At 28.7% G+C, this 22,586-nt stretch carries 16 protein-coding genes and 1 pseudogene; 9 read left to right on the top strand and 8 right to left on the bottom strand.

From position 1 onward, the window contains the following. Positions 1-541 precede the first annotated feature (541 nt). The 4 genes from COL3_RS14795 to COL3_RS14780 all read left to right on the top strand — a co-directional run bounded on the left by COL3_RS14795 (position 542) and on the right by COL3_RS14780 (position 5,970). Positions 542-1,942, top strand: coding sequence for an amino acid permease (locus tag COL3_RS14795; RefSeq protein WP_008419807.1), 1,401 nt, complete (start codon positions 542-544; stop codon positions 1,940-1,942). 235 nt (positions 1,943-2,177) lie between these two features. After that, positions 2,178-2,411: a DUF2249 domain-containing protein gene (locus COL3_RS14790; protein WP_008419805.1), complete on the top strand. Its 234-nt coding sequence runs from the start codon at positions 2,178-2,180 to the stop codon at positions 2,409-2,411. Between the two features lie 360 nt (positions 2,412-2,771). Further along, a complete protein-coding gene (locus tag COL3_RS14785; protein ID WP_008419804.1) occupies positions 2,772-3,935 on the top strand; it encodes a cadherin-like beta sandwich domain-containing protein in 1,164 nt (387 codons plus the stop codon). Positions 3,936-4,179: 244 nt separating this feature from the next. After that, entirely contained in the window at positions 4,180-5,970 is a 1,791-nt protein-coding gene (locus COL3_RS14780; protein ID WP_008419802.1) for a GGDEF domain-containing protein, read from the top strand. A gap of 48 nt (positions 5,971-6,018) precedes the next feature. On the opposite strand, the gene COL3_RS14775 is transcribed toward COL3_RS14780, so the two are convergent. The 5 genes from COL3_RS14775 to COL3_RS14755 all read right to left on the bottom strand — a co-directional run bounded on the left by COL3_RS14775 (position 6,019) and on the right by COL3_RS14755 (position 10,402). Further along, on the bottom strand, positions 6,019-8,202 hold the full coding sequence (locus tag COL3_RS14775; RefSeq protein ID WP_008419800.1) for an HAD-IC family P-type ATPase: 2,184 nt from the start codon (positions 8,200-8,202) through the stop codon (positions 6,019-6,021). Positions 8,203-8,239: 37 nt separating this feature from the next. Continuing rightward, complete coding sequence (locus COL3_RS14770; protein WP_008419798.1) at positions 8,240-8,485, bottom strand: hypothetical protein; 246 nt, start codon at positions 8,483-8,485, stop codon at positions 8,240-8,242. Positions 8,486-8,564: 79 nt separating this feature from the next. Further along, a complete protein-coding gene (locus COL3_RS14765; protein ID WP_008419796.1) occupies positions 8,565-8,813 on the bottom strand; it encodes a hypothetical protein in 249 nt (82 codons plus the stop codon). 18 nt (positions 8,814-8,831) lie between these two features. Beyond that, on the bottom strand, positions 8,832-9,956 hold the full coding sequence (locus tag COL3_RS14760) for an HMA2 domain-containing protein (RefSeq protein ID WP_008419795.1): 1,125 nt from the start codon (positions 9,954-9,956) through the stop codon (positions 8,832-8,834). Between the two features lie 11 nt (positions 9,957-9,967). Continuing rightward, entirely contained in the window at positions 9,968-10,402 is a 435-nt protein-coding gene (locus tag COL3_RS14755) for a hypothetical protein (RefSeq protein ID WP_008419793.1), read from the bottom strand. Positions 10,403-10,545: 143 nt separating this feature from the next. On the opposite strand from COL3_RS14755, the gene COL3_RS14750 reads away from it, so the two are divergent. Next, positions 10,546-11,802: a DUF445 domain-containing protein gene (locus COL3_RS14750; RefSeq protein ID WP_008419791.1), complete on the top strand. Its 1,257-nt coding sequence runs from the start codon at positions 10,546-10,548 to the stop codon at positions 11,800-11,802. Positions 11,803-12,091: 289 nt separating this feature from the next. Here COL3_RS14750 and COL3_RS14745 read toward each other — a convergent pair whose 3' ends face one another. After that, positions 12,092-12,580 carry a hypothetical protein gene (locus COL3_RS14745; protein ID WP_008419789.1) on the bottom strand — a complete coding sequence of 163 codons (489 nt, stop codon included), beginning with the start codon at positions 12,578-12,580 and terminating at the stop codon, positions 12,092-12,094. A gap of 232 nt (positions 12,581-12,812) precedes the next feature. Between COL3_RS14745 and COL3_RS14740 the strand changes: the two genes are divergently transcribed. Continuing rightward, the gene (locus COL3_RS14740) at positions 12,813-15,788 is read left to right on the top strand and encodes an HAD-IC family P-type ATPase (protein ID WP_008419786.1); all 2,976 of its coding nucleotides are present in this window, start codon (positions 12,813-12,815) and stop codon (positions 15,786-15,788) included. A 242-nt stretch (positions 15,789-16,030) separates the two neighbouring features. Next, a complete protein-coding gene (locus tag COL3_RS14735; protein WP_008419783.1) occupies positions 16,031-18,139 on the top strand; it encodes a methyl-accepting chemotaxis protein in 2,109 nt (702 codons plus the stop codon). Between the two features lie 84 nt (positions 18,140-18,223). Here COL3_RS14735 and COL3_RS29600 read toward each other — a convergent pair. After that, a pseudogene (locus tag COL3_RS29600) lies at positions 18,224-19,149 on the bottom strand (CAP domain-containing protein). A gap of 282 nt (positions 19,150-19,431) precedes the next feature. On the opposite strand from COL3_RS29600, the gene COL3_RS14720 reads away from it, so the two are divergent. Further along, positions 19,432-20,319, top strand: a complete 888-nt coding sequence (locus COL3_RS14720; protein ID WP_008419776.1) for a polysaccharide deacetylase family protein — start codon at positions 19,432-19,434, stop codon at positions 20,317-20,319. 68 nt (positions 20,320-20,387) lie between these two features. On the opposite strand, the gene COL3_RS14715 is transcribed toward COL3_RS14720, so the two are convergent. Next, positions 20,388-21,590 (bottom strand): GGDEF domain-containing protein, encoded by a 1,203-nt coding sequence (locus COL3_RS14715; protein ID WP_242982141.1) that lies wholly within the window; start codon positions 21,588-21,590, stop codon positions 20,388-20,390. Positions 21,591-21,904: 314 nt separating this feature from the next. Here COL3_RS14715 and COL3_RS14710 point away from each other — a divergent pair, with 314 nt between their 5' ends. Continuing rightward, positions 21,905-22,498 (top strand): CDP-alcohol phosphatidyltransferase family protein, encoded by a 594-nt coding sequence (locus COL3_RS14710; RefSeq protein WP_008419773.1) that lies wholly within the window; start codon positions 21,905-21,907, stop codon positions 22,496-22,498. Positions 22,499-22,586: the final 88 nt, after the last annotated feature.

Raw genomic sequence — 22,586 nt, 5'->3', positions numbered from 1 at the left:
CTACTCTCTTCCCCCTATAATTTGGTGATTACTGGTTAAGCTTTACGCGCATGGATGTTTATCTATACATGAATTTATTTAATATTTTATATACAATATTATATTTGTAATAAAAACAATTGTTGGAGGGATACTAGTTATATTCTAGTGAGATAAAGAAATTTTTAAAAATATATATATAAAATTAAAAAATATTATCTGAGATTAAAGAGCAGATTATGATAATAAAAATCTAATTAGCAGTTGTATTAAGATTGACATATAGACAATAAATCGAGTAAAATCAATGCTTTAGGAGTGGAAATATGCCGTTTGGGATCTTTAAGTTAAATAATCTAACTAAATGAATAATTAAAAATGATGAATTTTGCTTATATTATCAAAATAATAATAACTTGCCGATTATTATCGAAATGTGTTAAAATAACTTTTGGTTTGTTAAAACTTTTATGATTTCTCAAGTAGAGAATTAGAGAATAAAAGATTAGCTTAGTTAAACATGATTTTTTGGGGCATATATTATTTTAATAGGAGGACCCTTATGAATATTTTTAAGAAAAAATCAGTAGATAAAATACTGGAAGGAGTGCAGAAAACAGCTTTAAAGAAAAATCTTAAGGCAAAAGATATTGCTGCATTTGGTATAGGAGCTGTAGTAGGAGTAGGTATTTTTGTTGCAACAGGAACAGGTGCTCATTTAGCAGGACCAGCTGTAATTGTTTCATTTATTTTAGCAGGAATAGTAGCAGGTCTTTGCGCATTATGTTACTGCGAACTTTCAACTATGTTTCCAGTAGCAGGAAGTACATATTCTTATTCATACATAGTATTTGGTGAAATAGTAGCAATGATAATTGGATGGTGCCTTACTGCAGAATATCTGGTTGCATGCAGTGCAGTAGCATCAGGATGGTCTGGTACTTTTGTTGGAATATTAAAATCCATAGGAGTTGTACTGCCAACTGCGTTAATTACATCACCTAGCAAAGGTGGAATAGTAGATTTACCTGCGGTACTAATAATAGCTGTAATAACGTACATATTATATTATGGTATGAAGGAAAGTGCTAGAGTTAATAATCTTATTGTAGGAATAAAGATAGCTATAATTATTATATTTGTAGTTTTAGGAGTAGGACATATAAATACAGCTAACTATACACCTTTTGCACCATTTGGGTTTGGTGGAATATTTGCAGCAACAGCTACTATATTCTTCTCGTTTATAGGTTTTGATGCAATATCTACAGCAGCAGAGGAAGCTGAAAATCCTAAGAGAGACATTCCAATTGGACTTATAATTTGTTTAATTGCTGTTACTACACTTTATGTTTCCGTTGCAGTTGTACTTACAGGAATGGTGCCTTATAATGAAATAATTTCAGAAAATGCGGTACCAGGGGCTTTAGCTAGAGTTGGTATAAACTGGGGAGCAGCACTAGTAGGAACAGGAGCTATACTTGGAATGATTTCAACAATGATGGTAGTACTATATGGCCAAGTTAGAGTATTTATGGTTATGTCAAGAGATGGACTTTTACCAAAAATATTTTCAAAGGTACATCCAACTCATAAGACACCACATATTTCAACTATAATAACTGGAACTATAGCTGCAATAATAGCAGGATTTATACCATTAGATATTATTGTTGAGTTTTTAAGTACAGGAACGTTATTAGGTTTTATAGCTGTGTCTTTAGCAGTTATCGTGCTTAGAAAAACTATGCCAGATTTTAAAAGAGTTTTTAGAACTCCTGGAGTGCCATTTACTCCAATAATATCTATAATATGCTGTATAGTTTTATTATGTGGATTAAAGTTAATAACTTGGATAGGTTTTATAGTTTGGCTTCTTATAGGACTTATAGTATACTTTGTATATGGTAGAAAGCACAGTGTACTACAAAATGAAGAGGTATCAGAGGATAGAACAAAATAGGACAAAAATTAAGAGTTTAGTATAGATATAATCAAAATATATCAATTGAATTTAGAATTAGCAATAGGTAGTAAAGTATTTAATTAGAAAGCACGTCTTATGTTAAAGTTTTATAACATAAGACGTGCTTTCTAATTAAAATAATAAATTCATTTTATGACGTGATATAAATCACATTAAAAATATATTTATATGGATATACTATTATAAACTAATAAGCAAGGAGGAATAAAATATGATGAACATTACTACAACTGTAGATGTTAGGATTTATTTGCCTAAAGATAAGCGTCCGGCTATTTTTGAAGCCTTTGACAAGTTAGCCTCTGGTGAGACTATGGAGCTGATAAATGACCATGACCCCCGTCCACTTTATGATCATCTTAGTGTAGAGCGCCCAAATCAATTTGAATGGGAGTACTTAGAACAAGGGCCTGAATTATGGCGGATAGGAATTACAAAGAAATAATTATTTGGGTTATTATTAATAAAGGTAGTTAAAGAGAGAATAAGCTATACAAATTAATAGTGTAGAAATTTATATAATCGAGTAGGGGTAAAATATAATTTAACTTCTACTCGATTATTGTTAAATTCAATAAATTATAGCATTTATAATTGAGAACAAAGTAAGGAAATTATAATGCTTATTTTTGTTATATATTTTCTAGATTCTTAAGGAAAAACGTACCTAAAATAGTTTTTGTTACTGTATTATATAATAAGTATATACGATGTTAAGGGATAACTTATAAGTGAAAATGAAAAAGTCACCGGTGAATGATAAGTGGAAATAGTTAAGTTTGTTAAAGATAAAAGGAGAGGTAATATGAATAAAAATATTAAAAAGATTGTTGCGATTGCACTTGTAGTAAGTGCCTTTGGCGCAGTTGCACCAGCGGCTAATTTAAACCTAATTACTACAAAAGCTTATGCAGCAAGCGGCGACTTAACAAGTATAAAAATAAAAAATTCTAGTGGAAATACAATAAAAACATACAGTGATGATGATTATAAAAGCAAAAATGAAGTAGATGATGATGAAATGGACGACAAAGAAACTTATTATGCTAAAACTTCATCATCTAAAATAAAAATAAGTACAAATGGCGTGAGTTCAAGTCATGTTAGAATATTTAAAGGAAAGCGTAGTTCAACTAAAGGAGTAAAAACAAGTAGTTCAATAGATTTGACACCGGAATCAACAACAACACTAACTATAAGGACATATAGTGATGATCCAGGCACTGTAAGGTATGATGATGAGTCTTATGTTAGTGAGTATATTATTAAAGTAAAATGTACAGCCAGTTCTTCAAATGATGAAGAATCAGATGGAGATGTATATTTAAAGAGTCTTTATTTAAGTGATGGAGAGTTAAATTTTTCAAAAGACATATCTACTTATAATGTAAATGTGGCTGAATCTGTGAGTGAAGTTAAAGTAACAGCTAAGCCAGATTGTGATAGTGATCAGTATGATGATTATGAGGTAACAATAGCTGGAACAACAGTTGATGAAAATGATAAATTTAAAAAATCAGTATCATTAAATAAGGGCAAAAATGAAATAAAAATAACAGTTCAGGATGATAATAATGAAAAGAGGACCTATACATTAAATATTAATAGAGGACAAGCTAATACCAATACTGACAACAGTGGAATAGCTCAACCACTAAAAGCCAATCAATGGATATTAGTTAATGGAAGATGGCAATATAATGATTCAACAGGCAAAACTGTAAAAAGTTCTTGGTTTTATGACAGAAATTATGGAAAGAATTATTATTTACAAGCTGATGGATATATGGCTACAGGTTGGTTGCTTTATAACGGGAATTGGTATTACTTGGGAAGTGACGGCGGCATGAGAACAGGCTGGCAGTTAGTAGGTGGAACTTGGTATTACTTAAATTCACAAGGTATAATGGCTTATAATACTGTCATTGATAGATATAAATTAGGTGCTAATGGAGCTTGGATTAAATAATAATTAAATATAGATTATTAATCTTGGGGCAGTAAATAGTTCTTGTGGAAAACTATTTACTGTTCTAAAATTTTGTTAATATTTTCAGCGTCTGCTAATCAGAATTCCATATTATATTATAGTTACTAATTTTACATAAAATTAACATAAATAATAAGAATTCTTAATAACCTTGTGTTATATTCGAACTATATTCCCACTACTTGAGATTAAGTAATTTAAAACACTTATGAGGAGACTAATTATGATAAATTCACTTGATAATATTTCGAATTATAACGAGGCAGAGGAATTAGAGAAGATATTTAGGAATAAAAATATTTCCACAGTATATCAGCCTATAGTTTCTCTTTTGGATGGAACTATTATAGGTTATGAAGCTTTAAGCAGGGGACCTGTAGGTTCGCCTCTAGAGAGGCCAGACAAATTGTTCAAAGCTGCCCAAATTTACAATAAAACTTGGGAATTGGAGCAACTATGTAGAATAAAGGCTATTGAAAGAGCAGCTGATATTGAAAAGAATAAATATCTTTTTATAAATGTAGATCCACATATTTTTAAGGATGAAAAGTTTAAAAAGGGATTTACAAAGGAATTTCTTGCAGCACATAATATGTCACCAGACTGTATAATTTTTGAAATTACAGAAAAGACATGTATTGAAGATTATAAAAGTTTTAAGCAGGCTTTAGATAATTATATAGATCAAGGATATAAGATTGCAGTTGATGATACCGGATCAGGCTATTCTGGCCTTAAAATGCTAAATGAAACAAAACCGCATTACGTAAAAATTGATATGGATTTAATTAGAAATGTTGATGAGGATTTTTTCAAGCAATCACTAATAGAATGTTTTGTTAAGCTTTCAGAAGCAACTAATATGAGGCTTATTGCTGAAGGCATAGAAACTGAGGAAGAGTTAAAAACATTAATTAGTTTAGGTGTATATGGTGGACAAGGCTTCCTTATAGGACGTCCAGCAGGAACTTTTTTGGATATACCAAGCTATGTGAAAAATTTAATTGTAAGATGTAATAAGTTTAAAGACAATTTTTACTATAGCTGTCAGTCAAATAACATTGGTGAAATTGTAAGAAAAGATAAGCCTTTTAGTCCTTCAACCCATTGCAAGGATATTAAAGAATATTTTGATTATAATGATATTACAGGAGCTTGTATAGTAAATAAAGACAATACTCCAGTAGGTCTTATTATGAAGCATACTTTGGATTCAGCATTAGCCACACAATATGGTGTAGCTGTTTTTACAAAACGCCCTGTTTCATTAGTAATGGATCTTAATCCTTTAATAGTAGACTATTATACATCAGTTGATGAAGTTTCAAGGCTGGCTATGTCTAGAAGAACAGAAAATACATATGACTATATTATTATAACTAAAAATAGTAAATACTGTGGAATTGTCTCCATAAAATCTCTGTTAAACTATACTACAATGCTTGAGTGTAATTATGCTAGGCAACTTAATCCACTTACTGAACTGCCAGGTAATGTAGTTATTCAGAAAACAATTCAAAGTATAATAAAAACTAGACGTACATGCTGCATTCTTTATTTTGATTTAGATAATTTTAAGATTTATAATGATACATATGGATTTGAAAATGGTGACAGAATCCTTAAATATACAACTGATTTAATTAATTCGGAAATTAAATCACTCTTCCCTTACAATGGTTTTATTGGACATGTAGGTGGAGATGATTTTGTAAGTATAATAGAGAATTCACTTGAAGAATGTGAAAAATTATGTAAAAAGATAATTGAAAACTTTGATTTAGAAATCTTAAATTTTTTTAATGAGAAGGATAGAAAAAATAAATATATTGAGGCAGTAGATAGACGTGGAAATAAAGATAAGTTTCCAATAACTTCTCTTTCAATTGCAGGTATGTATGGTGATTTTAATAATTTTTCTAATCCGGAAGAAGTAGGTATATCAGTAGCAGCTATTAAGAAGGAAGTTAAACATTCTGCTGGAAGTTGTTATTTAATAAAATCGGTTAATTAATATAGTAAACTGTTTTACATGAGATTTACATGAAAAACAGTTTATTTTTTAGGGAATATTTTTTTGATTTATTATATTACTATTAGAATTATTTAAATAAAAATTTTTATATATTCTATTTGGCTTAATATATCGGATCCTCTGATTAAGAAGTAATACTAATAGAGAATTTAGTGTATTTAAAGATTTTGCTGCAAATATATCTAAACCGCCCATAAATGCAATAAAACCAAGAGTTACATTATATATATTTGAGAAAAGGATAGTTCGAGTAATTGCAGCATAAGATTTTTTAGAAATATATATTAAATCTGCAAGCCGAGTTAAATTATCATCATATATTATACAATCACAATGAAGCTTTATTATATCACAAGCTCCATTGGCAAAACTTACACTAATGTCTGCAGCTTTCATGGCAAATGCATCATTTACTCCATCTCCAACCATCATTACAGTATTATTAGCGCTTTCAGATTCAACTAAACTAGCTTTTCCAATATTGCTCATATTGCTATATATTTTGCTTATTCCAAGCTCAGAACCTATTTTTTGAGCTTTATAATAAGAATCACCAGTTAGTATAGAGAGATTATCTATACCATTATATTTTAATGTGTTTATTAAGTTTTTTGAATCTGCCCTTATAATATCATCTAAAACTATCATACCAACAAGATTTTTGTCTATAGCTATAAAGATAGGAATTAATAATTTTCTTTGATAATCTCTATATTGTTTCGCACCTTTAAATATGTTTATTTTATTATCTTCCATTAACTTCATGTTACCAATTAGAACTTCTTTATTATTATAAATTGCTTTTATTCCTTGAGATGGTATAAGTATAGAATTATTAATGTTATTAATTTCAAGATCACTACAAGCATCCTTCAAAGTTACTGAAATAGGATGAACGTATTCAGATTCACATGCAGCACATATTTTAAGTAATTCTTTTTCTGAGTACGTATTATCCAATGAAGTTATTGATATGATATTTAATTTTCCATAGGTTAAGGTTCCTGTTTTATCAAAAATAATTTTATTTACATTTAATATATCTTCAAATCTATTTGCATTTCTTAAATAAATATTATTTTTGTTCAATAAACATATGTAGTTTTTGATGCCAGAATTTAAAGCTACTGAAGTAGCTTTAGGGCTTAATACTAAAAATACTGAAAATGCATTTAATATATTGCGCGTAAATAAGTAACTTAAACCTGCAGTCCATATTGCTAAACGAGTAACTTTATTTTCAAACTTTTTTGTTTTGTTATGAAGATAAAGTTTTTTAGATGAAATATCATTTTTTTCTGTTATATCTAATAAATTAGTAATTTTAATTTTTAAATTGCCAGAAATTATTGCGGTTCCTTCATGAATTTTAGAGCCTATTCCGACATGAGAAATTACTGGTTGACCAGAATAATATAAAGTATTTACAACAGCGCTGCCTTCTTCTACAATCCCTTCTACAGATGCAACTTCTCCGGTATAGTTATATACATAATCTCCGACTTTTAATGTATCTCTTGCAACTAAAATTTTACCTCCTTCAAGTGATTCAGTCCAAGCCGTTTTATAGTTAGCATTATAGGAATCTAATAATGCTTTCCTGCTTTCAGCTTCAGCGGAAAATTTAATATAATCATTTAGAGCTTTTAACACAAGAACTAAAACACCCTTAGAGCTTTCTCTCATTATTGTAAAAGATAAGGCGGAAAGTTCTAATAAAATATCTTCATTTGTCGGCATGTTTTTTGCATATTTTTTGTATAATTTTTTAAGTAATGGGTAGCCACCAACAATAGTCACCAAGGAAGCAACCTTAAGTACAGTTAAATTTCTACTTAATGAAAATTTTCCGTAAGTAGAATTTTTAATTTTAAGTAGAATATAAAACAAGCTCCAAAATAAAAATTTTCTTTTAGCCTTATTTTTGTTCTTTATCACAGCAAAATATTCTTTAAAATTATTAAATTTAACATCATCTCTAGCGTAGGTGGTAGAAAGAGCATTTTCTATATTTTCTTTTAGTGTAAGTAAGTTAGTTTTTTGAATATCATATGTAATTAAGATTGAGCCAGTATGTACTGTAAGCTTAGCGGATTTTACTCCATAAAGACTGATAATATATTTTTCTACGTATTCAGAGATATTTGTATTCTGATATATATTTTGTGCTTTAAATCGTACCCTTCCTGGTAAAGCACTTAAACACTCCAAAGTTAATCAACCCCTTTAATATTAAATAAAATTATTATTAATTTTTCAACTGATTTAATTTAATTTGAAGCAAATTTGCCTGTTCTTTTAATTCTTTAATACAGTTAATCATTTCATCATTTGTAGAGTTTTTAGATAAATCAGTAGTGCTGATGCATTGATTTGATATATCGTCTTTCATATAATAAAATTTATCTTTATGTTCTTTAATTGAGTGGTAAAATGAATTTCCGAGAATTCCTAAAGCTATCCCGAAAAACAATTGTTTTCTATTTGATATCACTTAAATACCTCCATTAATATAAAATGTATTTTCAAATTATCTCCAATAAAGCAAGTTTTATTCATGAAGGCAACTAACATTAAAATTTTTTAAACATTGCATATTTTATTACGTTTTTTCCTACATGCTCAGTATTTGTATTTTCAGTTTCTTTCATAAAATAATTAGTGATTCTGGTAGATGTACTCATAAATATTTTCAATATATCTTTTTCAAGGGAAGGCTCTGATTTTATTGTATTTAAGCTAAAGGTTATTATTTCATCAACCATTTTTTCTATATTTGATAGTTCCATTTCAATTTTCTTTAAAGTGCTTTGGTTATCCATAATAGTAACTCCTTGCTATTATTTTTTATTATTTAACATGTTATATTTAATAAAAAATAAATTTCCTAATGAATTTAAAAAATAGAGTAGAATAGCGCCACCTAAATTTAGATATCTAATAAAAGCAAGAAAAATTCCGACTACATTAATACTTACAGCAATAGCTTGAGCTCTTACTAAGTATTCTTGGTTATCTATACATTCTTTAATCAACCATGAAATTTTAGGAAGTCCATTACAAATTATGTTGATATTATTTTTATAAAATAATTTAACGGTTGATATTCCTATGACAATAATGTTATCGATTGCATATGTCCTTTTAAAGTTGTTTTCGTTTATGATTATTATTTTAGGATATTGATCTTTCTTATTGTCATAAAGTCCAAGGCTTTTATTTGCATATAATACTAAATTACTATTTTCATATTCTGAAATAATATCTATATTATTAATTCCTATGGATCTCAAATCTTTTATTAGTTTTCTAACGTCCGCATTAATTGGATCTTTTATTTTCTTTGTAGCTATGAAGCTTTCAATTCTAAAATAATTCAATGATTTTAAATTTTCTAAGCCATCATTATTAAATACTATATTTTGATGAAGTGAAATACTTTTTATATTCCTAATGTGTTTAATAGAATTTGAGTCTTTAATATAGACATTATTATAATGTGCCTTAATTAAAGTATATTTTGTAGAAAAATATGAAGTAAGAAATAATATGCCTGGAAAACCTAAAATTAGAGAACTAATAGCATACACGGGTGAAGCTGTAAATAATAAAATTGCGGTCATAGAAATTGATAATGCTAGAAGTCCATGACATAAGGATCTTGTCTCTCTGAATATTTCCATAGAATTGATTTTTGTATTAGGTTCAATGTATGTTGCGTTAGCTAAATTATATATTTTAATTGATGATGAAGATATGATACTGCATATCATATCTTCATCTATATAATATAAATCGTAAAATAACAACACATTTCCAGTTTTGGTATTGATATTGATACATTTTATGCTGGAAAAATCTCTTAGAATGTCTTCAATATTGAAAGCCATATTAGAATTCCATTTGAGACCTTCTATGCATAAGCGTAATCGTCCTGGAATTGAAGATATTTTTTTTACATTCATAGTTATAATTTTTAACCTTGCTCACTAGTTATCATTGAAGATCTTCTTTTTTTATTTTCGTATTGAGCTTCTGCAACAATATCTTCTAAATTTTCACGTGCAGTAGCCACTTTTTCTGATGCAAAATCAGCTACTGAGAAGATGGCACGCATAGTATTAACAGTAGCCTTTCTCATAGGCATTGTTATCATATTCATAATTGAAGAATTACTTCTTCTAACACTACTGAACATTTTGCTTGTTTCTTTGTCTTCAATTATGGAATCAATTTTCTCCATGAGTTCTTTAATATTGTTATTTATGACCTCAAAACTATTTTCCATTTGTTTAACACTATTTTCCCTATGGGAATTTTCCACTTCAAGATTATTGACCTTTTGAATTAGTGAGTCATATTTTTCTTTAAGTTCATTAAATTCTTGATTTAAAGTTTCTGAATTTTCCATAACAGTTATTCCTCCAAATAATTTTTTTGATTTTAACTTGTATTGTATCCAGTTTGAAAAATATTATGTATAAAAATTTTAAATTATGTGTAGTATAAATTCTTCAATATTTTTACATACTGACAATTAGAGGAGGATATACCATGAAAATAAAAACTAATCAAAAAGCATCAATATCTCTAATGATAATGTTTATAGGTTTTCTGTTCACTTTGTTTTCAAATAATTTAATTACTATTATGATATTACAAAGTGGATTTGAAGCAGGAGTGGTTGGCGGAATTGCTGATTGGTTTGCAGTATCAGCACTTTTTCGTTATCCTCTTGGTATTAAAGTGCCACATACAGCATTGTTGCCAAAGAATCGTCAAAGAATAACGACAGCATTAGTTTCAATTGTTGAAAACAACCTGCTCAATAAATCCAGCATTCTTAATAAGGTAAATGAATTAAGCATTGTAACAAGGTTTTTAAATTTATTTAAAAATAGTGTTTATTCTAATGAAATTAAATCGAAAATAGTATTCATTATTAGGAGTGGGATAGATTATATTTCTATACCAAAGGTTTCCGCATATTTACTAAGTTTAATAGAAGGTTATTTAAACAAATTAGATTCTAAAAATTTACTAGAAGCATTAACTAGCATGTGTTTAGAGAATAATTATGAACAAAAGATCATGAATAATTTGCTTGATGCATGTGAAAGTTTGGTAAAAAGGGAAGATATAAAAAATGAATTTGGAAACATAATATTTACCTCTACTAAAAATCTTAAGATAAATGTAATTAAGCAATACACGCTGAATACAATTGTAAATATTATTGGTAAAGAGAAGATAGGAGCTATAGTTCAAGATTTAATTTTTTTAGTGCTAAAGGATTTAAGAAATCTAGATAATTCAAGTAGAATTATGATACTAAAGTTTATGCAAGATAGTATTAAGAGTGTAAGTGAAAATGAAGATATAGTAAAAAAAATAGATCAATATAAAAGTAGCTTAGTCAACAATGCTGAGTTAAATCATTACCTGATGAGAACTTTAAGTGAAGCAAAAACTACAATTCTGATATATATTAATGATAATGATTTTATAGAAGGAACCATATTACCTTTTTTAAATAATTTAATAGATAAGATTTTAGCTAACACTGAGCTAATAGATAAATTAGAACATTATATTAAAGAACAGGTATCAGAATATATCAATAATAATCATGAGAAGATAGGTAAGCTTGTTAAAGAAAATATTGAAAAAATAGATACTGATACTCTTATAGAATTGATAGAATATAGGATTGGAGATGACTTACAGTGGATAAGGGTTAATGGTGCCATTTGCGGATTTATTATAGGTCTAATTTTGGGAATAATTAGAGTATTTATGGGAAGGGTTTAAGGATGAAAAATATACACCTTAGTAAAAAGCAGCTATGCTGCATATACAGAACATTTTAGTAAAAAGCAGCTATGCTGCATATACAGAACATTTCATGGCTACTTTGGACTTGTTTTTTATTTTCATTTGCCTAATTAAGCTATTATAGACTTTTTGTCATAGTTATAAGTTGAATTAATTAGAAGAATGGCGGATTTAATCATATTATTTCTTAAATCATATTTTAGGTTTAGTATATAACCTTTTAACTGTTCAAATAAAATATCACAATGTTTTTGTTTTTGGTATTTTAAACTATTGCTGCCAAGGATTTTTTTAGGTAAGTTTGAATAACTAAAAAGTGATTAAGTATTCCACTTTTGCAGTATGTTTCAAATATATTAGATAAAGATTTATCTAATATTCTCTCACAAAGATTCAATACTTTTTCAGTTTTTATAAACTTATCAATGCTATCTTCAATATTAATATGATATTGGTTAGTAGTATAGATATTAGAATATATACTATCCTTAGGAAAATTAGCATTAATTATACTATTTAGTTTATATATCATAGTTTCAGTAAAAGCTCTCACTTCATCATTAGATGGATCAAGAAAGTTAATAATACCATCGGAATTTTTTATGGAGCCTTTTATATATGAATCACAAATTGAATAGATTAATTTTAGGCGTATTTCAAAAAAAGAATCCAGTTCTTGTTCTATTAATTGTATGCATTTCTCTTCTGTTAAATAAACATGTTCTATCTTAACATAGTTTTCTTCAATACTCATAGTCTATACACCTGCCTCTATTCATATTTTGATCACAGTAATAGCATATAAAACTATTGTAAAATTCTTTTAAAGTTAAAGTTAAAAAAATATTAAGTGCTACATGTAAGTATTGGAAATTGTTAATGACAAATCTTTTTATGAATAAATATTTATCTGCAGGAAATACTTTATTTATGTTTTAACGAATAGTTAACATAAAATTAACAATGAAAATGGTAGGAGGAAAGAAATGTCGTTAGCTTATAATGCAATTAATAATGAGATTTTATATAAAAGAATAAGGTTACATTTGGAATATATTTATAGAAATGAAGATAAGTCTATAGAAATGGAAAAATTAATTAGTTGTATATTGGGCGTTAAGTATTGTAAGGCAAATCAATTTACAGGAAATTTATTAATTACATATGATGAGGAAATAGTAAGTGAGAATACTATAAAAAGACAAATATATAGATTCGTAACAAAAAAAATATTCCCCCAATCATCTATGGAAACTATAGGTGCAAATTCTTTTTTTGATAGAGAAAATGTTGATTCAGAGAATAAGAGAAAAATAATGAAATCATCAGAATACACAGAGATTAAAAGTGAGAATGCAAGTGTGAACATTAATAATTTTCATTCCACACAAATAGATGATATTCAAAAAAGGTTAAAAACTGATTATATAAATGGATTATCTAAATCTAGGGTAGATGAACGACTGAGGATGCTTGGATTAAATGTAATTTCTGAGGCTAAAAAGAAATCACTAATCACAAGATTTTTTGAAAATATAAATGAATTTTCTACCAAATTATTAGTAGGCGCAGGTTTTCTATCTTTTTTTCTAGGGCAAATTATTGATGGAGCAGCCATTTTGGGAATTGCAGCCGTTGAGACAATTTTGAGCACAGTGCAGCAGCATAGAGCAGAAAAATCATTATATTATCTTAAAGAAATGATGGGGCGCAATGCAACAGTAATACGTAATGGAAAGAGATGTATAATAGATTCGAAGTATCTTGTTTTTGGAGATGTGATTATTGTAGAAGCAGGAGATAAAGTACCAGCAGATGCTAGAATAATAGAGTGTTGTGAGCTTAAGGTTTCAGAAGCTACCATTACTGGAGAAAGTACGCCAGTTTATAAAAGCTGTGATATTTGCAATAGTAATGCGGAGTTAGCGGATAGACATAACATGATTTATATGGGGACAAATATACTCTCAGGCAGAGGAAAGGCAGTAGTAGTAAGCGCAGGAATAAATACTGAAATGGGAAAAATTGCATACATGCTTCAAAATATAAAAAGTGAGTGTGCGCCTATTGAGCGTAAAATAAAGAAATTTACCAATAAAATTACTAAACTAGCTTTTGCAATTTGCATGGGGATAAGTGCTTTAGGTCTTTTAAGAGGTTCATCATTGATCAAAGTATTTGTTTTGGGAGTCAGCTTCTCTATAGGAGCAATACCCGAAAGCCTGCCAGCTGTAGTAACTGCAGCTATGTCGTTATCAGTTCATAGGATGGCATCAAAAAATGCAATTGTAAGAAAGTTGCCTGCAGTTGAAAGTTTGGGATGTGCCAATGTAATATGTTGTGATAAAACAGGTACTCTAACTATGAATGAAATGACAGTAAAAGAAATTTATGTTGATAATAATACATACGAAATTAGTGGATCAGGATATAATCCAAAAGGAGATATAATACTTAAACATGGAGAAGTAAAGAAAAAGGATTCATTAGATAAAATAATAACTGCCGGCGTTATATGTAACAACTCAAGTATTTCTCAATGTGATGGAAAGTGGGAAATTCATGGTGATCCTACAGAAGGTGCACTATTAACTGCTGCTTATAAAAATAGAATAAAAGTAGAGGACATAAGTAATAAGTACAGAAGGATAAGTGAGATTCCGTTTGATAGTTCAACTAGATTTATGACAGTTCTAGTTGAGTATAAAAATGAAATGGAGGCATTTTGCAAAGGTTCGCTAAGTAAAGTGCTAGATAAATGTACAAGAATTTATGAAGATGGGAAGGAAAGATTAATTACTCCTGCTGATAAAGATCATCTACAGCAGATAGTGGATGAAATGGGATTAAAGGCATTAAGAACTTTAGCTTTTTCGTATAAAAAGGTATTAAACGATAATAAAAATATAGAAAGTAATTTTGTCTTTTTAGGCTTAGTGGGCATGGAGGATCCTCCAAGAGAAGAAGTAAGAGACTGTATTGAAAAGTGCAGAGATGCAGGAATAAAGGTGGTAATGATAACAGGGGATAATAAGAATACTGCTGCTGCAATAGGAAGAAAGATTGGACTTTTAACAGATGGAATTGTATTATCCGGATGCGAATTAGATGATATAACAGAGAATGAATTAACTGCTATAATTAATAAAATACAAGTTTTTGCTAGAACTTCTCCTGAACAAAAATATAAGATAGTAAGAGCTTTTAGGAGAGCTGGAAATGTGGTTGCAATGACAGGAGATGGAGTAAATGATGCTCCTGCAATTAAGGAAGCAGATATAGGAATAGCCATGGGTAAGAATGGAAGTGATGTTGCTAGAGATACAGCTGATATAATTCTTACCGATGATAACTTTGCAACGATAGTTGCGTCTATTCAAGAGGGAAGAGGAGTAAATTTGAATATTAAAAATTCTGTAAGATATTTACTTACAGGATGTTTAGGTGAGGTATTAGCGATATCGCTTGCATCAATGTTTATTGGAATACCTTTACTTCTTTCATTACAAATACTATGGACAGATGTTATATCCGAATCAATATTAGGAGCATCACTTACTTTAGAGAATCCACCAGAAGACATAATGAGCTATCCGCCTGTATCAAAAAATGATGAAATTGTTAATAAAGAACTTAAAAAGAAAATACTAAAAACAGGAATAATAACAGGATTAACAACATTTGGAATATTCAAAGGAGCAATATTATTTGGAGCTACTATTCAAAAGGCAAGGACATTGGCGTTTGTTAATTTAGTTTTATCACAAATAACAAGTGTATATAATTGCAAGACTAGTAAGAGAGATAAGAATAAATATATGAATATTTCAGCTATTGCCTGTGTAGCAATGCTTGGCGGAATGTTATATACTCCATTTGTGAGTTCGTTTTTCTCAACTGTACCACTAAATTTGAAAGATGCACTACTGCTTTCTGGAACTACAACATTATCAAGATTATAAAGAAAGTAAATGCAATATGTTAGCTAAATATTTAATAAGCAAAGGCTTTAGAATAATTGAATGGTGAAAGTTTAATTATTCTAAAGCCTGATTTTTTAAAAATAAGTTAAAATTTAGTTAAAAATAATTTTTTGTATATAATAGTTCAATATATGATAAAATTCGACGATAAATATAGTATGAAATCATGAAATTGATTTAAATGTTCTAATTATAAACGCAGCTAAGGAGGAGTAGTAATTATGATAAAAAAATTCAATTTAGGAACTAAAATAAGTATTATTATAGCTTTAATAATGCTTATTTGTTATGTTGGGGTATTTTCATGTATATTAATACAAGTGAAATCAAAAAGCATAAGTGATAGTGAAACGTTAGCAAAGGAAATATCATTATCATATGCAACGCAAATAACATCTAATTTTGAAAAGTTAGAAGTTATAGGAAAGGATTTAAGAGGAGAAGTAATTAATCAAATTAAGCTTAATTCACAAAATAGAAATTTGGTTATTGAAATGCAAAAAGAAATATTAAATTCGCATCCAGAAGTATTTGGTGTAACTGTTGCATTTGAAAAAAATGCATTTGATGGAAAAGATGAATATTATAGAGGACAAAAAGAATTTGCAGAAAGCGGGATGTTTATCCCTTATGCCAGTAGAGATGGTGATAAAATTGTAGTTGGTCCAGCGTATGATGACCAAACAGACATGACATGGTATAACAAACCTAAAGAATTAAAAGGTACTTATATTACAGAACCAACAGTTTATAATATTAATGGACAAGACGTATCCATGGTATCATTAGCAATGCCTATTTTAGATGGAAGTGGAAAGTTTTTAGGAGTAATATCACTAGATTATAAACTTGATACATTGGAAAAAATGGTGCTGGAGAAAACGCCACTTGGAGGAACTGTTGATTTAATATCTAATAAAGGAATTTATATAGCTAGTGGTGAAGATTCAAGCTTAAAAATGAAAGATGCAAAGCAAAACAGTGATACTTGGGCCAAGATTATAAGTGAAACTTCACAAGGTAAAGAGTTTTTTATATATGGCAATTCAGTAAAGAAGAATCAGGAAGTTTTAATGGTGGCATATCCTGTGAATTTAGAAAATACAAATACAAATTGGATTTTATGCAGTCAAATCCCTAAAGAAAAAATACTAGAAAGTTATAATAAAATATTTAATATTATTATAACAGCTGGAATAATATCACTTGTAATCATTATTTTAATAATAGGTATTGTAATCAGAAAAATGACAAAGGGAATAAAATATGCAGAGGAACAAATTGAATTACTAGCACAAGGGGATTTAACAGTAGAATTTGAAAAGAAGTACCTAGAAAAAGAAGATGAAATAGGTAAAATGTTCAAATCTATGAGTGAGATGCAAAAATCCTATCGGAATATAATAACTGGAATTAAGAATGAGTGCAGTATAGTATTAGATTCAATAAATGTTACTAAAGATAAAATAGATGATTTAAACATTAAAATATCTGATGTCTCTGCTACAACTGAAGAATTATCCGCTAGTATGGAAGAGACAGCAGCATCAACAGCTGAAATAAATTCATTATCTTCAAAAATGGAAAGTGTACTAAAAAGTATGACCACAAGTGTTGGGAATGGAGAAAAAACAGCAAAAGAAATTGAAGAAAAAGCGGTGCAGCTTAAATCAGATGCAATTAAATCTCAAGAGACATCTAATGAGATTACATTAGAAATTCAAGATAATCTAAAAATGGCAATTGAAAAATCAAATGCAGTAAATAAGATTAATGAGTTAACGTCTAGAATATTAGAAATTACGGATCAAACTAATTTGCTTGCACTAAATGCAGCCATTGAGGCTGCAAGAGCTGGGGAATCAGGGAAAGGATTTGCTGTTGTTGCAGATGAAATAAGAAATCTTGCTGAAATATCAAAGGAAACGACTATAGAAATTCAGCAAATAAATAAAGATGTGGTTGAAGCCGTAAGTAGTCTTAAAGGAACTTCAATTGAAGCTGTTAATTTTATAGGAAATCAGGTAGTTCAGGATTATAATAAGCTTGTTGATACTGGGGAAAATTATAAAAGCGATGCGAGTATATTTAACAAATTAGTTAATACTATTGGTGAAATATCAAATCAGTTAATTAATTCAACAGAAAATATTATTACTTCTATACATGAAGTTTCACAGGCAACAAATGAAGGTGCAGAAGGAACAACAGTAATTGCTACTAAATCAAACGAAGTTGTAAATTTAACGGAAGAAGTAGTAGAGCAAACTAATAAGACAAAACAATGTGCAAATAAGCTTCTAGAAAGTGTATCAATCTTTAAACTCTAAAATGCATTGATAGGAGCTTGTTTACAAAAAATTAAAAATCCAAGGTTTCATGAGCCTTGGATTTTTAACATGTTTATTTTTATGTTAATTAGAAAAGGTTTGTGTTCCCATATATTTATTGTCGCCATAAATTACTCCTATACCAACTTTGGTATAAGATGAATTCATCATATTAGCTCTATGTCCAGAGGAATTCCACCACTGATTAAATAATTCAACTGGGTCAAAATTGTTGTACGCTATATTTTCTCCAGTAGTAGCATATCTGTACCCAATAGTATTTAGCCAGCTTGTCCAGTCATTTCCTTGCGGTGTTGTATGATCAAAATAATTATATTGTATCATGTGATTGCTTTTATACCTTGCTATTTGTAATAAAGTATTATCTAAAATTAATGGAGATAGACCAGCCTCTGTTCTTTTTTCATTCATTAATTGAAGAATCTTATTTTCAGCAGATACTTGCAAACTTATAGAATAGTTTTGCGGTAATTTAGGTAAGCCGTTTACATCTATAGAATCTACATAAGCTGCATTAGATACATAATTTGAATTATTTAAAGTTTGCTGCAATTCACCAGATTTGTTAAGAGAAAAAATTTTATCACCCAGGTATATAATTCCTGTTTTCATTGCACCAGTGTTATCTAAGTAATACCAGTGTCCATTATCTTTTATCCAACCAGTTTCCATTGAACCTGTGTTGCCTAAATAATACCAAATTTCATTAACGTAAACCCAGCCTTTTTGCATTTCTCCTGAATTATTTAAAAATACCAATTACCCTTATCATAGGTCCAGCCTGTTTTCATTTTTCCATCTGAATTGAAGTAGTACCATACACCAGAGATATATCGCCAGTCTTTAGCTAATGATGTTCCATCAATGTAACTCCAGCTTTTATCAGTGTTCTCCCTCCACTGTGCAGATACTCCGAGTGGCATTAGAATTGTAATCATTACTGGTACAATAATTGCACTTAGAATTTTTCGTAAAAAAGTTTTCTTCATTAGTTTTCCCCTTTTCTTTTGTAATTAGAGCAATATTAAGATTTGACTACAACAATATAATAATGAAACATTGTAAAGGGGGCTTAAAGTTAAAGTTAAATGGGTATTAACTGCCATATGTAAGTATTGGTAAACTTCAAGGTGAATAGTAAAAATAAGTAATCATTAGCATTATTTTAATAAGTGTTTTATTTTACCACAAATAAAGGAGACAAAATAGCAGATACTAAGTAATAAAGAGATTATCAAATTAAAAAGCAAGGTGTAATTGGAGGAAACAAAATGAAAAATAGTTTAAGGTTTATTTTAATTCTTGCTTTTAGTATGTTTCTTATTGGCTGTATGTTTGAAAAAAGTACAAAGGATGTGCCTGTTCCATTAAATGAATCTAGTAATGAGAAGGTCTTGGAAAAATCTGATGAAATAACTAAAGAAGAAGCTAACAAAAACTCAAATGAAACAACTAATGAAATACCGGATAAAACATCTGATGAAACCCCTAATGAAGAATCTAAAGAAAAGCCAGAGGAGAACAAGATAGTTACTAATAATAAGAAAAAAATAGTTTATTTAACTTTTGATGATGGTCCCAGCCATAAAGTAACAAGTAATGTTTTAGACATATTGAAAGAAAAAAAAGTAAAAGCCACTTTTTTTCTTATAGGCAATCAAATTAAAGGTCGAGAAGATATTGTAAAGAGAATTTATAACGAAGGAAATAGCCTTGGGCTTCATAGCTATACTCATAATTATAAGAAACTTTATGATAATGATGATAGTTTTATAAAAGAAATGATTGATTGTCGTAAGGAAATACAAAGAGTTGTAGGAATTTCGCCTGATATTATAAGATTTCCAGGTGGGAGTTATAGGAGAATGAGCAGGAATTTGCTAAAAAGATTGCATGATAATAATTTTAAGGTTTACGATTGGAATATGGACAACTGTGATGGATTAAAACCACAGAACTCGCCAGATGAGTTATTTACTAAAGCCACTAGTGGCAGTGAGAATAAAGATAGCATTATATTACTTTTGCATTGCACTGGTTCTAATCAAAATACCTGCACAGCTCTTCCTAAAATAATTGAGTATTATAAATCCCATGGCTATGAATTTAAAGTAATTACTAAGGAAACAAAAGAGCTATATGCGCCAATAACCAAATAAGTATTATATTGTATTGGTAATCATATAGCCTTGAAGAAGTAAATTAAATGCTAAAATTAAGGGCGTGATTATTTGCTTACACAATTTCTTCCTTTTTTCTTAGCTCTGTACAATGCTTTATCAGCTCCTTTTATTACATCACTTGCATCCTTATATTTATTGCTTTTTTCACATGCACCAATACTAATAGTAACAAAAAGCTGACTTGAATTTCCTTGTTTTGTCTTTGAATTTTTACTTTTCGTAGATTTTCTAGTATATCCAGATTTAGATACTTGCTCCCGCAAGTTTTCTAAATGTGGTATTACATCATTTATTGATTTGCTAGGGAACAATATAGTAAATTCTTCACCTCCATAACGATAAGCTTTTCCCCCACCTGTAACTTGGGTCAAATTAGAAGCTACTAATTTTAAGACATCATCTCCGACATCATGTCCGTATTTATCATTAAATTTTTTAAAAAAATCAATATCTAGCATTGCAATTACATATTTATTTCCTAATTTCATTAAATCTTCCCTAAGAGCTCTACGAGAAGGTATTCCTGTTAACTCATCGAGATAAGCCATAGAATAGGAGTCTTCAATAACACTTATAATCAAAATTAAGCCAGCTGCACTTAAGTAACTAGAAAAAGATAGATTATCATTAATAAAGTAAAGAGCGGCTAAAACACCAATAATAACACCGATTAATCGAGCTTCAAATGCATTTCGTTTAACAAAAACTTTTATACTAAAAAATATGAGTGTTAAAAAGAATATAAGTAAGGCTGGTTGAGGAATAATGTTTTCTGCTAAATGGGTATCAATAAATTTATAAGATAATATGTCTTTTATAAGATAATTATTATATGTTGTAATTTTATAGATCAAAAACAACTCGACTAATATAATAGAAATACGTATTTTTCCCCATAAAGAAAATATACCCCTTTCCTTTAATTGAGATAATATAGCTATGTTAATAGGAATAAGAATGCATATTATTGGATAAAGGACTTGAGAGTAAGTAGTGTCCTCTATTGATAATTCAAAATAATAGCTTAAAAGTATTTGGAATAATGTGAGCAGCAAAATAATTAAAAAGACTCTGCCTTTATTAAAGCGAACACTTAATATAATGCCTAATCCAAATATTATAAATGAAGAATACTTAATAACAAGTAAAACAGGAGGTGTGAACGAAGGAATCTCTTTTGTTAAAAAATAACATCCAGAAAGAATTAAAAAATAAGAAATGTATGATAAAAACGTTTTAAAAGCCATTTTCACTTAAGTTAGCCTCCTTAAATTGTGTAGATATATTACGCTATATGTATTTTAAAAAGCAAATTTGTCGATAAATATTATACAATATATTTCGTATATTCCAAAAGAATCTTTAATAGGAACATTATTGATTATGAGGAATTCAATTTAGATTAATAAAATTTCATAATAATGGTAGATTGTTTTTGAAAAACATATTACTTATGGAAGTATATGTATAAATTCAGCAAAAATTAAGGTATTAATGTTATACTTATAAAATCAACATAGATAGATTCAAATACAAACGAGAATTATTATTGGAGGGCACAATGAAACTATTGGTTAAATCTTTACCTAATATAATTACATCAACAAGAATAGTGATATCATTTTTATTTGCTTATACTATTACCCAGCAATTTATATATGGTCAGGAAAGAAGTCTTAAATTAATTATATTGTTTCTGTTTATATGTATTTCGGATTTATTAGACGGAAGAATTGCTAGAAAAACAAATTCAGTTTCAGTTATAGGGGCGCACCTTGATGTTTTCGCTGATTTACTATATATAATCCTTTCATATATAACATTAATAAATGTAAAAATTTTACCGGTATGGTTCTTAGGATTTATCTGTTTCAAATTTTCAGAGTTTGTTGCAACATCAAAGTTCATGAAGAAAAAAAATAATCTATCAGATAATCCTTTTGTTTTTGATAAAGTTGGACGAGCAGTATCAGTAATATTCTTCATTATACCTGGAGTTGCTTGCATATATAAGTATTTTGAAGTTAATAATTTGGGTGTAATATTGAATTTATTTCTGGTTTTAGTATTAATAGCTGGACTTTATTCTTCATATTTAAGAATTCAAAGCTGCGTTAGTCTTTATAAAATAAGTAATAATATAAACAAAAACTAACTAGTTAATGATATCAACGCTTTGGATTGTTAAGTGGTGAAAAATGAACAATGAATGATGAATGATTAAGGAAGAAAAGCCTTTGGCT

The sequence above is a fragment of the Clostridium sp. LS genome (assembly GCF_002760435.1).
Taxonomy (GTDB): Bacteria; Bacillota; Clostridia; order Clostridiales; family Clostridiaceae; genus Clostridium.
This window is presented reverse-complemented; position numbering and strand designations above follow the sequence as displayed.